This is a genomic window from Sphingomonas pruni NBRC 15498, assembly GCF_001598455.1.
Classification (GTDB): domain Bacteria; phylum Pseudomonadota; class Alphaproteobacteria; order Sphingomonadales; family Sphingomonadaceae; genus Sphingomonas; species Sphingomonas pruni.
The window spans coordinates 26210-40459 of sequence record NZ_BCYZ01000025.1 but is presented as its reverse complement, the minus strand read 5'-3'; the positions used below and the strand labels follow the sequence as shown (position 1 = coordinate 40459).

Sequence of the window (14250 nt, the reverse complement as noted above, 5' to 3'; positions counted from 1 at the left end):
ACAGTCGACCGAACCCTAGATCCAGAGCCGAATCTTCCATCGGCTTCCTTAGAGCGGGACATGGCGTTATCCGACGCCATGTCCCCTTTTTCTTCCACCAGCGATCTGATCGCCCGGGCTCGCACGGCGTTTCAGTCCGGGCGCCATGTCGAGGCGGAAAAGCTGGCGGCCGAAGCGCGGACGCACGATCGGGCGTCGCTCGACGCGATCGAGATCCTCGCTCTGGCGCATCGCGCGCGCGGCGATACGGCTGGCGCCGAACGCCTGTTGCGCGAAGCGATCGCGATCGATTCCCGTCTGCGCTGGCCGCATGACGACCTTGCCATGATGCTGTTCGATACCGGACGGGTCGTCGAGGCGGAGACGGCCTGCCGCGCCGCTATCGCCGCGGACCCCGGCAATCCGCAACCCGAAATGATGCTCGGCAATATCCTGTCCGAACGCGAGGAACTGATTGCCGGCGCCGCCCATTTGCGCCGGGCGATCGCGCTGGCCGGCGAACATCCGCAATTGCTGGCCAATCTTGGCCGCAATCTGCAACGGCAAGGCGCTCTTTCGGATGCGGAACCTTTGCTGCGCCGCGCTGTCGCCGCAATGCCCGATGCATTGCCGCCGCTCGCCTGGCTGGCCGAGTTGCTCGAACAGGCGCGGCGGTTCGACGAAGCGTCGGCAATGCTCGATCGCGCCGAGGGGCTGGCGCGAGCCCAAGGCAGCGACGTCACCTTGCAGCGCGCGGCGTTGCTGTCGCGCACCGAATACTGGCGAGACGGGCTGGCGCTGCTCGACGCCGAGCCCAGCCTGCCCGGAGCCGCGCTGCTCCAGCGGGGGCGCCTGCGCGACCGCGCCGGCCGCCACGCTGAGGCTTGGCGCGACTTCGCCGACGGCAAGGCCGCCCTCTCCACTGCGTCGGGGCGCCGCTATGAGCGCGCCGAGGTGGAGCGCCTGGCCGGCGACCTGACCCAATTCTTCACGCCCGAGTGGTTCGCGGCGCTGTCTCCTGCGCCGACCCGCGAAGGCGTCCCGCAACCGATCTTCATCCTCGGCTTTCCGCGCTCGGGCACGACACTGACCGAACAAGTGCTGGCGAGCCATTCGGCGATCCGTGCGGGCGGCGAATTGCCGTTCGTCGCTGAACTCACCGAGATCGCCACGCAGCGGACCGGCGGCGCCTTCCCCGCGCATGCCGACCGGCTGCATGTCGACGCCCGCGCGACCCTCGCGACCCACCTCCGCGACCATTATCTCGCCCGGGCCGAAGCGTTCGGGCTGCTCGCGCCCGGAATGTCGTTCTTCACCGACAAGATGCCGCTCAACGAACTGTATCTGCCGCTGCTTCGGCTCGCTTTCCCCGCCGCACCCTTGATCGCCGTCAAGCGTCACCCGTTCGACGTGATGGTGTCGGCAATGAGCCACGATTTCACCCATGGCTTCAATTGCGGCTATCGGCTCGAGGATGCCGCACGCCATTATGCGCTGACCGACACGCTGACGGCCGAGTGGCGGAAACTGCCGGGAATCGTGCCGCACCAGCTCCGCTACGAGAATTTCGTCGCAGGCCAGCGGGACGAGACCGAAGCGCTGATGGCGTATATCGGTCTGGCGATGGAGCCGCCTCAACTCGCCTTCCACGAAAGCCGGCGCTTCGCCCCGACCCCGAGCTATGCCCAGGTCCAGGAGCCGATCAACGATCGCTCGATCGGGCGCTGGCGGCATTACGCACGCGAACTCGAGCCCGCGCGCGCGATCCTGGCCGAGACGATCGCCAGCAGCGGCTACGCCGCCTGAAGTCCCGCCGCGACCGGCGAGGCATCGGCTCCCAAGATCAGGTGCAGCGCATTGGCCGTGGGCCGCGCGATCATCCGCACGCCCAATTGCCGCAGCGCCGCCTCATCGGCGCGCGCAGGATCGGACAGGTCGACCCACAGCCGGCTCGATGCCGCGCCCGATGCGGTGATGTTGCCGCGTCCGCCCAATGCGGCCAGCCATGGCGTCGGATCAGCCGCCGTCACCGTCGGACGGTTCTCGGCCACCGGCGCGGCCGGCGACAACGGCCCGGCCGCCGCGCGCATTTCCATCGCCACCGAATCCGCGATCGGGCCGAGCACCACTTGCAGTCCCTGTGCGCTCGGCCGGATGAAGCCCCTGGCGCCGAGCTTCTTGAGCCGCGCCTCGCTGACCTTGTCCTGGTCGTTGACCACCAGCCTGAGCCGGGTCGTGCAGGCATCGATGCTGGCGAGATTGCCCGCCCCGCCCAATGCCTCGACGAACGCCAATCCGCGTTCGGCCGGCAGCGGCGCCGCGCCTTCCTCCTCCGCCTCCTCGGGCTCGCGGCCAGGCGTCTTCAAATCGAACTTCACGATCGCCCAGCGGAAGGTGCCGTAATAGATCGCGAAATAGGCCAGCCCGACCGGCAGCAACAGCAACGGCCGCGTCGATTTGGAGAAATTGAGCACGTAATCGAAGAATCCGGCCGAAAAGCCGAAGCCTAGATGCACCCCCAGAATGTGCATCAGCGCCATCGCCGCGCCGGTCAGAATCGTGTGCATGAAATAGAGCAAGGGCGCGAGGAACATGAAGGTGAACTCGATCGGCTCGGTCACCCCGGTCAGGAAGGCGGTCAGCGCCATCGACAGGAACATGCCGCCCACCGCCTGGCGCCGCTCCGGCAAGGCGGAGCGGTACATCGCCAGACACGCCGCGGGCAGGCCGAACATCATCACCGGGAAGAATCCCGACATGAACCCGCCCGCGCTGGGATCGCCGGCGAAGAATCGGTTGAGGTCGCCGGTCTTGCCGTGGAAATCGCCGATGATGAACCAGGCGACGTTGTTGAGCACATGGTGCAGGCCGGTCACGATCAGCAGCCGGTTGAGCACGCCATAGACGAACAGCCCGATCGTCCCCGACTCGACGACGCCATAGCTCAGCCCGTCCACGCCCGCGTCGATCGGCGCGAAGCCGAAGCCGACCAATGCCGCGAGCGCCAGCCCGGCGAACCCCGCCAGGATGGGCACGAACCGCCGGCCGCCGAAGAACGAAAGATAATCCGGCAGTTTGATGGTCGAGTAACGATTGTAGAACGCCCCCGCGATCAATCCCGAGGCGATGCCGATCGGCACCGCCAGCTTGGAAATCGCCTTGTCGCGCCACGCCGCATCGGCGAGCGCGGCGATATCCTTGCCCATATTGGCCGTTACGTCGGGCGGCACATGGAGCAAAGTCATCGCCCCGCGCGTCGCGACCAGGAAGCAGACCAGGCCGGCCAGCCCCGCCGCGCCATTATTATCCTTGGCGATGCCGACGCCGATGCCGAGCGCGAACAGCAAGCCGAGATTGTCGAAGATCGCCCCGCCCGCCGCGGCGACGAAGGGGATATCGAGCAGATCGGGCTGGCCCAGTCGGAGCAACAACCCCGCGATCGGCAGGACCGCGATCGGCAGCATCAGCGCGCGGCCGAGCGGCTGGAGCGATTGCAGCGAGAGCTTCATTGGCCTTGCTCCGACAAAGATGAGACGAGCGCGCGCACCGCGGCGGCATCGGGCGCGGTCAGGGCTTGCGCCGCGACGGCGCGGCATCGGGCGAGATCGAGCGTGCGGACCAGCGCCTTGGTCTCGGCGACCGCCGCGCCCGGCACCGACAATTCGGTCACGCCCATTCCGATCAGCAGCGGCACCGCTTCCGGGTCGGCGGCGAGCCCGCCGCACACGCCGGTCCAGCGTCCATGCGTCGCGCCGCCGCGCACCGTCTCGTCGATCAACCGCAGGACCGCGGGGTGCAGCCCGTCCAGTCCCGCGGCGACCGCCGGATTGGTGCGGTCGCGGGCCAAGGCATATTGCGAGAGGTCGTTGCTGCCGATCGAAAAGAAGTCGGCGTCGGCGGCGAGGGCCGCCGCGGTCAGCGCCGCCGCCGGCGTTTCCACCATGATACCGAGCTCGGGCGCCGCCACGCCGAGATCGCCCGCATGAAGCGCCAGCGCCTCCCGCGCCGCGGCCAGTTCGGCACGATCGGCGACCATCGGCAGCATCAGCCTGAGCGGGGCCTGCGCCTTGACGCGCAGCAAGGCGCGCAATTGCACGTCGAGCAGATCGCGCCGCGCCAATTGGAGGCGAATACCACGCAAGCCCAGCGCCGGGTTCTCCTCGGCCGCGATGGTGAGATAGGGCGCCGGCTTGTCCGCGCCGATATCGAGCGTGCGCACGATCAGCGGCCGGTCGCCGAGCGCATCGGCGATCGCCTGATAGGCAGCCAGTTGCTCTTCTTCGTCCGGCGGCGTGGCGCGGTCGAGGAACAGGAATTCGGTGCGCAGCAGGCCGCAACCCTCTGCGCCCTCTGCCACGGCGACGCGCGCATCGACCGCCGAGCCGAGATTGACGAACACTTCGATCCGCGTGCCGTCTTTGGTGATCGCCGGCTGCTCGGCCTGCGCCAGTGCCGCCTGCCGGCGGGCCCGCCGCGTGTCGATCCGCGCGCGCACCGCCGCCACGTCGGCCGCATCGGGCGCGATACGCAGCGCGCCGTTCTCGATGATCAATTCGGTGCCGGGTTCGACTCGCGCCAGCGCATCGCCGAGCGAGACCAGCATCGGCACCCCCATCCCCGCCGCGATGATCGCGACGTGCGACGTCGTCCCGCCCCGCGCGGTCGCGATGCCGGCAAGCCCCGCCTCGCGCAGCGCCATCACTTGCGAGGGATAGAGTTCGTCGGCGATCAGGATCGCGCCGGGCGGCGGCGGTGCCTGTTCGGGTTCACCGCCAAGCGCCAGCACGACGCGGCGACCCAGATCGTTGAAGTCGTCGATCCGCTCGGCAAAGCGCGCATCGCTCGTGCCGCGCAATTGCTCGACATACGTGCCGATCGCTTGCCGCCAGGCGAACCCAGCGCTCTTGCCCGCGGCGATCGCCAGATCGGCGGCACCGGCCAATTCGGGATCGTCGAGCAGCACCAGATGCGCGGCGGCGATCCCCGCACCATCGCCGTCACCCTCCGCATCGGCCGCCAGCGCGGCGCGGACGCGATCCTTCGCTCGGGCCAGCGCGGCACGCTCGGCATCGGTTCCCGCGCCGATCTCGGGAATATCGGCCGCCGGATCGGCAAGACGGAAAGCTGGTCCGATCGCGGCGCCGGGAACAGCGACAACCCCTTTCAACAGCGACGGCATCTCGCCGGCCGCGGCCACCGGCGGCGCCTCGGCAACCGTGCCTGTCGGCTTGAACTCGCCCATCCCGCCCGCCAGCAGATCGGCGATCGCGGCGACGCCGTCACTATCGCTGCCGCGCACCGTTATCGCCGCACCATGCGGCAGCGCCAGCGCGAGCATCGCCACCGCGCTCCGGGCCGAGGCAGTCCGCCCCGACGGCGCGACGATCTCGATCGTCCCGGAATGTTTGGCCGCGAGTTGCGCGATCCGCGCCGCCGGCCGTGCGTGCAGTCCAAAGGCAAGCGGCAAGTCCAGCGTGCGGCTGACGGTCGCCGCCGCCTCTTCGGCCGCCGCGACCGCCCCGCCCAGCGGTCGAAAAAGCATCACCGCCTCGCCCGCGGCGACTGCGCGGTCGCTCACCGGACCCTCGACCGCGAACATCTCGCCATTGGTGACGATGACCGGCGTGACCAGGCTCTTCGCCGTCCGCGCCAGACGGTCGAGGTCGAACTCGACCAGCAAGTCGCCCGCCGCCACGCGCTGGCCATCGACCACTTTGGGCGCAAAGCCCTCCCCGCCCAGCCCGACCGTCTCCAGCCCGATATGCATCAGCAATACTGGCCCGGCATCGAGCTGCAGCGTCACCGCATGCCCCGCCGGATGCATCGACAGCACCACGCCCGCGCCCGGCGCGACCAGCCGTCCATCGACTGGATCGATCGCGACGCCGTCGCCCAGCATCTTCTCGGCGAACACCGGATCGGGCACCTCGACCAACGGCGTCGCCCAGCCCGCCAGCGGGCTCGCGATGGTCAGGCTCATTGTGCCGGAACCAGGGTCAGTCGGTCGAGCATCCACAAGGGATCGGGGCCGGTCTGGGTGAAGGTCATGCACAGATCGTGGCGTCCTTGTTGCGGAGGCAGAGAGCCGGTGATCGTGCTGACGCCGGAATTGCGCGTCGCGGCGCCGAGCGGGATGCTCGCCACCACCGGACCATCGCAGCGATCGAGCCTGACCTTGAGCTCGCCGGTCGACGTGCGCGGTTTGTCGAACACCACTTTGGCGAGATCAGCGCCGATCGAGAAGTTGAACGGCACCTGCCCGACTTCGGCCGAAAGCGACGCGATGCCGTCGAGCGGGGCGCGCTTCCAGATCCAGCAGGGATGGAAGATGTCGCCCCAATGCACCCGGCGCACGCCGTCGGTCGCGCCGTCATCCTCGAGCCGCAGCGGCACCGCGGCGGTGCACAAGTCCATTTCGCTCGCGGTGCGCGTCCGCAACAGGGCAGCGGTCAGCGTCCAGTCGCGCCCGATTCCGAGCGGCTCGCCGCCGGCAAAGTCACGTGCGCGCAGCCGGGTTCCCTCCGGCAAGGTCAGCGCGCCGTCATAGGCGGGTGACGCGGCGGTCGGCGCGCTGCCGTCGGTGGTGTAGCGCATTATGCCGACGTCAGCCTGCTGGCGCAGCTTGACCACGACCTTGCCGCCATCGCCGTCGACACTCGCCAGCGGTTCGAGCGGAGTCATATTGTACCCCAGCCCCAGCCGCCGATAGCGCGCGAACTCCGCCGGCAACCGTGCCGCGAACCCCTTCCAGTCGCGCTTCGCCGCGGGCGTCCAGCCAAGTTCGGCGAGCGCCGCCGCCCGCGGCCATAGCATGCGGTCGGCATAAACGGTCGTGCGGACATGCTCGGTCCACAGATTGACCTGCAGCCCGCGCAGATGCCGCCGCTCGTCGGCGGTCAGCGCGGCGGGTAGCGGGTCGAACGTGTAGATATGCTTCCAGTCCATGACCCCGCCGCGCCCTGGCGGTTCATCGCCGGAATCGCTTTGGATGTGATCGAGATAGAAATCGGGCGACGGCGACAGGATCGTGTCATGCCCGGCCTTGGCCGCCGTGATCGCGCCGGACACGCCGTGCCACGACATCACGGTCGCCGACGGCGGCACCTTGCCCGCGAGGATCTCGTCCCAGCCGACCAGCCGCCGGCCGCGCTGCTGGAGATAGGCGCCGATCCGCGCCATGAACCAGCCTTGCAGCTGTTCTTCGTCCTTCAGCCCCAGCGCCTTCATCCGCGCCTGGATACGCGGATCGGCTTTCCACTGGTCCTTGACCGCCTCGTCGCCGCCGACATGGATGTAACGCGACGGGAACAGCTCGAGCACTTCGTCGAGCACATTGGTCAGGAAGGTGAAGGTCGCGTCGTCGGTGTTGTACAGATTGTACATCACTCCCCAGTCGGAACTGGGCGTCCTAGGCGGGGTCGCGGTCGAGCCGAGCGCGGGATAGGCGGCGATCGCCGCGGTGGCGTGGCCCGGCATATCGATCTCGGGCACGATCGTGACGTGGCGCGCCGTGGCATAAGCGACGATCTCGCGGATCTCCGCCTTGGTGTAGAAGCCGCCATAGCGCACCGGCTGGCCGGTCTTCGGATCCACACCTGCCGCGCCCGCCGGCTGGCGCCAGGCGCCGACCGCGGTCAGGCGCGGATAGCGGTCGATCTGGATTCGCCATCCCTGGTCGTCGGTCAGATGCCATTGCAGGACGTTGAGCTTCTCCATCGACAGGCGATCGATCAGTTGCTTCACATAGGCCGGCGGCTGAAAGTGCCGCGCCGAGTCCAGCATCACGCCGCGCCAGGCGAAAGTGGGCGCGTCGTCGATCGTCACCGCGCCGATCCGGCCGTCGGTGGACGCGGCGATCAATTGCCACAAGGTGGTCGCGCCATAATAGAGCCCCGCATCGGTCGACGCCGATACCGTAACGCCCGCCGGCGTGACGCGCAGGCGATAGGCCTCTTCGCCCTTGATCGACGCGTCCCGCCGGAATCGGATCGTGCCGCCTTTGGCCAGCGCGAGCTTCGGTCCGCCGGTGCGCGCGACAAGATCGGCCAGCCGCCGCGCCGCGGCCATGCCGCCGGCGTCGTCGGCGGCCATGGTCGCGCGGGCAAAAGAAAAGCTGCCGGCCTGCGACGTCACCGTCGCGGGCATCGGCAGCAGGGGGAGGTCGGGTAATGCCCGTGCCGCCGCTGGCATGCTCAAGATCATGACGGCGGCGAACAGGCTGGTGCGCATCGGGTAATCCTATTCGGTCTTGCCGATGCGCGACAGGTCAGAAGTGGACTTTGCCACCGACCCAGAACGTGCGGCCATTGTTGTAATAAGCGCGCGGGATCGAGGGATCGCCGACGAAGTAATAGAGCTTGTGGTTGAGCAGATTCTGCGCGTCGGCGGTCAGCGCGAAATATTTGGTCACGTTGAGCGTCAGCGACCCGTCGAGCGTGCCGAAATCGGCCTGCCACATCGGCGTCGAACGATCGATGCCGGAGCGGAATTTCGAGCGGAAGGTGTAAGCGAAGCGCGTCGAGATCAGCGAATTCTCGTAATAGGCCGTCACGTTGAACGTGTGCTTCGAATTGCCGTCGATGACGCCACCGTCCGCCGCCTTGGCATCGGCATAGGTGTAGTTCGCCAGCAGGCCGAACCCGCCATAGATCGGTTGTTGCCAATTGACCTCGACGCCCTTGTTGGTGCCGCCTCTGCCGTTGACCGGGCCAGTGATCTTGAACGTCGCTCCGGCCGGATGCTGCTGCGTAACCAGGAACCGCTCGGTTTCACTGCTCGTGATGTATGAGTCGATGTCGAGGTAGAAGAGATTGACCGAGAACAGCGACTGCTTGCCGTAATACCATTCAGCCGCGAGGTTGAACTGCCAGGCGCGGGTCGGATCCAGATAGGGATTGCCGCCCGCGGTACCGGTCAGCGCCAAGTCACTGACGGTGAAGGCGCCGGCAAGCTGGGCATAGCCCGGCCGGGTCATCGTCTTGGCCGCGCTCGCCCGGATCAGCAAATTGGGCATCGCGTTGACAGTCAAATTGGCGCTGGGGAGGAAATCCCAATAGCTGCGGCTGACGCGGTTGGTGTCGCACCAGTTCTTGTTGTCCGCCGGCTGCAGCGGACAGAACGGCGAAAAGACCTTCTCAAGCCCGCCCGTTGCCAATGGATTTGGCGTATATTGTGTCGTGTTAAGCTCGGTATGCACGGCACGAACGCCGATATTGCCGCGCCAGCCCTGGCTCTCGCCGCCCAGCTTGGCCATCGCATAGACCGCCTCGGTCTTTTCCTTCACCGAGAAGCTCGCCTGCGGATAGAAAGCGAACTGCCGTCCGCCATTGGTGGCGAGTTCGGCCAGCACCTTGTCCTTGTCGGCAATCGAATAAGGCGGGAAGGCGACCAGCCCGTCGAGGAAATCGTCCGGCGTGGTTCCGCCATTGAACACGGTGCCGAGCCCGACGCCCTTGGTGCCCGAATAGAGGCCGTTGCCCGCCCAGGAATAAGCGGTGTAATTCACTTCGCGCGTATGGTCGGTATAGCGGCCGCCGATCTTGATCGACTTCAGGAAATCGCCGTCGAACTTATATTCGGCATCGGCACGGACATAGGTTTCCTTGTCGGGCGACAGGATGCGGCCGCCCCACGACCAGCTGTAATAATTGTTGAGATAGGCGGCCGACTTCGGGTCGGTCGGCAGCCCGGGATAATTGACCGTCGCCCCCTTGCCGGCGAGCGCATAATTGACGCCGGTGTCCCAATAGGTTTCCCAGGCATAGGTGTCCTTGGTCGCACCCTCACCCTTGGTATAGCCCACTTCGCCGGACAGGGTCAGGCGATCGGTCGGCTTCCACTCGGTCTCCAGGTTGATCACCCAGGTCGACGAATAAGCGTCGCGGAAGATGTCGTCCTGGACGCGCCCCTGGATCGGGTTGCCGTTATTGTCGATCGCGTTCCACGAGGCCGCCGTCAGATAGCCGTTGGTGACCGTATACGGCCCCAGAGCGACCGAAAGCGGATGGCCGTTGCTATCGACGCCCGGCGTCGAATTGCTGCCGATCACCCGGCTGATCCACGCCATCGAGTTGCGGTTGACGTTGTTGGCGTCCATCCGCGTGTAGATGCCGTTCAACGTCACCTGGAACTCGTCGTTCGGCTTGTATTGCAGCGCGACGGTGCCGCCCTTGCGGACGCGCTTCTGGCTGAAATAGGCCGCGCCGATCAGGTTGGGCGCGGTGACCGTCTGGCCGGTTCCGGCAAAATTGTTGTAGGTGGTGTAGCCGAGGAATTCCTGACCATCGCGGCGGAACTCGCGCTCCTGATAATAGCCCGCGATCAAGAGCCCGACCGTGCCGGCCTGGTTCTTCCAGCTATAGAGGCCCGAGACCTGAGGCTTAACCTTGTCGGCCAGGTCGTTGTAATTGGCCTGGGCGGTCAGGCTGAACGAATTGGCCGGCAAATCGAGCGGGCGGCGGCTGTGAAGGTTGATCGTGCCGCCGATGCCGCCTTCGGGCAGATCGGCTTCGGACGATTTATAGACTTCCAGCTTGCCGACGATTTCCGACGGCAACAGGCTGAAGTCGAAGCTGCGCCCGCCGCTGGTCTGGTCGAGCACGAACCAGTCGCCGGTCGCGACCGAATGGCCGTCGAGCAAAGTGAGGTTGAGCGTCGGGTCGGTGCCGCGGATCGACACCGACTGATTCTCGCCGAAGCCGCCGGCATTGGCCGATCCGGTGACGACGTTGACGCCGGTCAGGCGACCGAGCGAATCGGCTACGTTCTTGTCGGGGAACTTGCCGATGTCCTGCGCGGTGACGACTTCGGAGACGACGTCGTTGGCGCGCTTCGAGTCCAGCGATGCCTGGATGGAAGCGCGGATACCGCTGACGACGATGTCGTTGCTCTGATCTTGCGGATCGGCGGTGGTGGCTTGACCGCTGCCGCCGTCGGCGGGGGCCGCCGCAGCCACCGGAGCGGCCTGCGCAAAAGCGGGCGCCGCCATAGTCAGCGCGAACACGCTTGCGGTACAGGCGAACATTGCCCGATGCTTCTTGGCTTGGAACGTGACCATGATCTTCCCCTTCAAACCCCTGGATTGGACTGTACCAAAGTACGACCAACTGCCGCTGTTAGCCCTGTCCGGTTTCATTTCCGGCCCGGATCAGGTCTGTTGCGCGTGTCATAAAGGCTCATTGGTCATTAAATTGCAATACCAAAATCAATACCAGTGCAAATATTCTGCACTTTGGTATTGAAATGGCATTATCTGATGGCTTAAAGACCATCGCGTAAGGGGCTCTCCGCAATGTTCGTCGATCGCGTAGGAAAACTGCCGGAAGGGGATACCGCGCCGCTGTACCAGCAGCTGCAGCGCGTGCTGCGCGCCGCGATCGAGCGGCAGGTGCTAGCGCCCGACGAGGCACTGCCGCCAGAACGCGACCTTGCTTTGGCCTATAACGTCTCGCGCGTTACCGTGCGCAAGGCGCTCGACGGACTGGTCGATGCGCGGATGCTGACCCGACGCCAGGGCGCCGGAACGTTCGTCGCCGCGCGGGTCGAGAAGAATTTCGCGACGATCTCGTCCTTCACCGAGGACATGCAGTCGCGCGGCCGCGTGCCGCACAGCGAGTGGCTGGCGCGCACCGAAGGCACGGTCGCACCCGAAGAGGCGATGGCGCTGGGCCTTAGCCCTGGGAGTCAGGTTTATCGCTTCACCCGCATCCGCTATGCCGATGGGGTGTCGATGGCGCTCGAATATGCGACCGTTCCGGCGAGCTCGCTGCCCGGGCTCGATGCGGTGACCGAATCGCTCTACGACGCATTGGGCGCCGACCGCCCGGTGCGCGTGCTGCAGCGTTTCCGGGCGGTGTTGTTCACCGACGAACAGGCCGAGTTGCTGGCGATCCCGCGCAATTCGCCGGGGCTCGAGATCGAACGCCGCGGCTACACCCAGGATGGCCGTACGGTCGAATTCACCAAATCATGGTATCGGGGCGATGCTTACGACTTCGTCGCCGAACTCAACGTCCCGCCAGCCTGAGATTTTTGTGCCCATTCTTCCCGAGAATACGTTGATGTTCGCCGAAGCCGCCGAAGCGGCGGAGGCGGTCGCACGCCAGGCGATCCGCCAGCGCGACACGCGCATCGCCTTGGCCGCGGCACTGCGTCAGGACCCGCCACGCGCCGTCGTCACCCTGGCGCGCGGCAGTTCGGACAATGCCGCGACCGTCGCGCGCTATCTGGTCGAAACGCACCTGCGCCTGCTGACCAGTTCGGCCGCGCCCTCGGTTTCGTCGGTCTACGATTCGGCGCCCGATTATGCCGGCACCCTGATGCTGGCGGTCTCGCAATCGGGCCGCAGCCCCGATCTGATCGCTGCCGCCGAGATGGCCAAGACAGGCGGCGCGCAACTCGTCGCCTTGGTCAACGACGAAAGCTCGCCGCTCGCGGTACTGGCGGACACGTTCCTGCCGCTCGCCGCCGGCCCGGAAAAGAGCGTCGCCGCGACCAAGTCGTTCATCACCAGCGTCGCCGCATTGGTCCATCTGATCGCCGATTGGGCGGAGGATGGCGAATTGCTCGCCGCGCTCGATGGGCTGCCGGGGTTGTTGGAACAGGCCTGGGCGCTCGATTGGTCGCCCGCGCTCGAGCCGCTGCGCAATGCCGCCAACCTATACGTCGTCGCGCGCGGGCCGGCGTTCGGCATCGCCCAGGAAATGGCGCTCAAGATCAAGGAGACGTGCGGTTTCCATGCCGAGGCGTTCAGCGCCGCCGAGGTTCGTCACGGTCCGATGGCGATCGTCGAAAAGGGCTTTCCGGTGCTGCTGCTCGGCCAAGACGACGAATCGCGCGACAGCGTCGCCGACCTCGCGCCCGAATTCTCCGAGCGCGGTGCGCTGGTGCTGAGCGCCGGGTTGCAGGATGCCCCCGGCATCCGCTTGCCGAGCCTCGACGCGCATCCGGTGCTCCAGCCGTTGTTGCTCGTGCAGAGCTTCTATCGCCTCGCCAATGCGCTCGCCGTCGCGCGCGGCCGCGACCCCGACCGTCCGCCGCATCTCGCCAAGGTAACCGAAACGGTATGACTCGCACCGCGCTCACCAATGCCCGCGTGCTGCTGCCCTCCGGCCTGCGCGACGACGTCTGCGTCGTGATCGGCGATGGCGAGATTTGCGCCATTTCCTCCGCTCCGCCGCAGGATGCGCGGATCGTCGATCTCGGCGGCCATTCGCTGCTTCCCGGCTTCATCGACACTCAGGTCAATGGCGGCGGCGGGCGATTGTTCAACGACGATCCCAGCATCGAAACGATCCGCGTCATCGCCGAGACGCATCGCCGCTATGGCACGACCGGCCTGTTGCCGACCTTGATCAGCGACGATCTCTCGGTGGTCGAGGCCGGCATCCGTGCGGTCGACGCCGCGATCGACGCCGGACTGCCCGGCGTGCTCGGCATCCATATCGAGGGGCCGTTCCTGTCGAGCGCGCGTCACGGCATCCATTCGGTCGACAAGCTGCAACCGCTCAAGGACGATTATCTCGACCTGCTGACCTCGGCCAGGCGCGGCAAGACGATGGTCACGCTGGCACCGGAATGCGCCACACCCGCGCAGATCGCGCACCTCGTTGCAAAGGGCGTCGTCGTCAGTGCCGGCCATTCGGACGCTCGCTACGAAACCGTCCGCGCCGCGATCGACGCAGGGCTGACGGGCTTCACCCATTTGTTCAACGCCATGTCGCAGCTCGCCAACCGCGCACCGGGCATGGTCGGCGCCGCGCTGGAGGATGATTCGACCTATGCCGGCATCATAGCCGACGGCCATCATCTCCACGACGCCACGTTGCGCGTCGCGGTCCGTGCCAAGGGACAGCATCGCCTGATGCTGGTGACCGACGCGATGCCCAGCGTCGGCAGCGACGAGCCCCGGTTCGTGCTCCAGGGCCGCGAGATCTGGCGCGACGGCGATACGCTGCATGGCGCCGACGGCGTGCTGGCCGGGTCGACGTTGACGATGTCCGGCGCGGTCAAGGGCATGGTCGAGCGCGGCCGCGTGCCGCTGGCGGCAGCGGTAACGATGGCCTCGGCGACGCCGGCGGCATTTCTGGGACTGAGCGGCCGGACCGGCACGATCGCGGCGGGTATGCGCGCGGACCTGGTGTTACTCGACGACAGTTTCGCGGTGCGCGAGACGTGGATCGGTGGAGAAGCCAGTAGGTCGGCGCAGCCTGTCGCGGCGATCGTCAAGTAACCCGGGACCTGCTTTGGTTTACGCCTCCCCGGCGAAGGCCG

8 protein-coding genes are annotated in these 14250 nt (G+C 66.8%); 4 read left to right on the top strand and 4 right to left on the bottom strand.

The window, feature by feature from the left end; all coding sequences use genetic code 11:
• Positions 1–60: 60 nt before the first annotated feature.
• Positions 61–1785: a tetratricopeptide repeat-containing sulfotransferase family protein gene (locus SPR01S_RS09610; RefSeq protein ID WP_066588602.1), complete on the top strand. Its 1725-nt coding sequence runs from the start codon at positions 61–63 to the stop codon at positions 1783–1785.
• On the opposite strand, the gene nagE is transcribed toward SPR01S_RS09610, so the two are convergent.
• Genes nagE through SPR01S_RS09590 form a run of 4 tightly spaced genes read right to left on the bottom strand, consistent with a single transcriptional unit; the run spans position 1773 to position 11035 of the window.
• Positions 1773–3488, bottom strand: coding sequence for an N-acetylglucosamine-specific PTS transporter subunit IIBC (gene nagE / locus SPR01S_RS09605; protein ID WP_066588600.1), 1716 nt, complete (start codon positions 3486–3488; stop codon positions 1773–1775). The two genes, SPR01S_RS09610 and nagE, sit on opposite strands and share 13 nt — an antisense overlap.
• Positions 3485–5959, bottom strand: a complete 2475-nt coding sequence (gene ptsP, locus SPR01S_RS09600) for a phosphoenolpyruvate--protein phosphotransferase (protein WP_066588598.1) — start codon at positions 5957–5959, stop codon at positions 3485–3487. Before ptsP ends, nagE begins: the two co-directional genes overlap by 4 nt.
• Complete coding sequence (locus SPR01S_RS09595) at positions 5956–8208, bottom strand: family 20 glycosylhydrolase (RefSeq protein WP_066588596.1); 2253 nt, start codon at positions 8206–8208, stop codon at positions 5956–5958. Before SPR01S_RS09595 ends, ptsP begins: the two co-directional genes overlap by 4 nt.
• 37 nt (positions 8209–8245) lie before the next feature.
• Positions 8246–11035 carry a TonB-dependent receptor gene (locus SPR01S_RS09590; protein ID WP_245661933.1) on the bottom strand — a complete coding sequence of 930 codons (2790 nt, stop codon included), beginning with the start codon at positions 11033–11035 and terminating at the stop codon, positions 8246–8248.
• A gap of 234 nt (positions 11036–11269) precedes the next feature.
• Here SPR01S_RS09590 and SPR01S_RS09585 point away from each other — a divergent pair, with 234 nt between their 5' ends.
• From SPR01S_RS09585 to nagA, 3 genes are read left to right on the top strand one after another with little or no spacing between them, the layout of a single operon-like run.
• The gene (locus SPR01S_RS09585) at positions 11270–12004 is read left to right on the top strand and encodes a GntR family transcriptional regulator (RefSeq protein ID WP_066588595.1); all 735 of its coding nucleotides are present in this window, start codon (positions 11270–11272) and stop codon (positions 12002–12004) included.
• A gap of 34 nt (positions 12005–12038) precedes the next feature.
• Positions 12039–13046: an SIS domain-containing protein gene (locus SPR01S_RS09580; protein WP_084251075.1), complete on the top strand. Its 1008-nt coding sequence runs from the start codon at positions 12039–12041 to the stop codon at positions 13044–13046.
• Complete coding sequence (gene nagA, locus SPR01S_RS09575) at positions 13043–14209, top strand: N-acetylglucosamine-6-phosphate deacetylase (protein WP_066588589.1); 1167 nt, start codon at positions 13043–13045, stop codon at positions 14207–14209. Before SPR01S_RS09580 ends, nagA begins: the two co-directional genes overlap by 4 nt.
• The last annotated feature ends 41 nt before the right edge of the window (positions 14210–14250 follow it).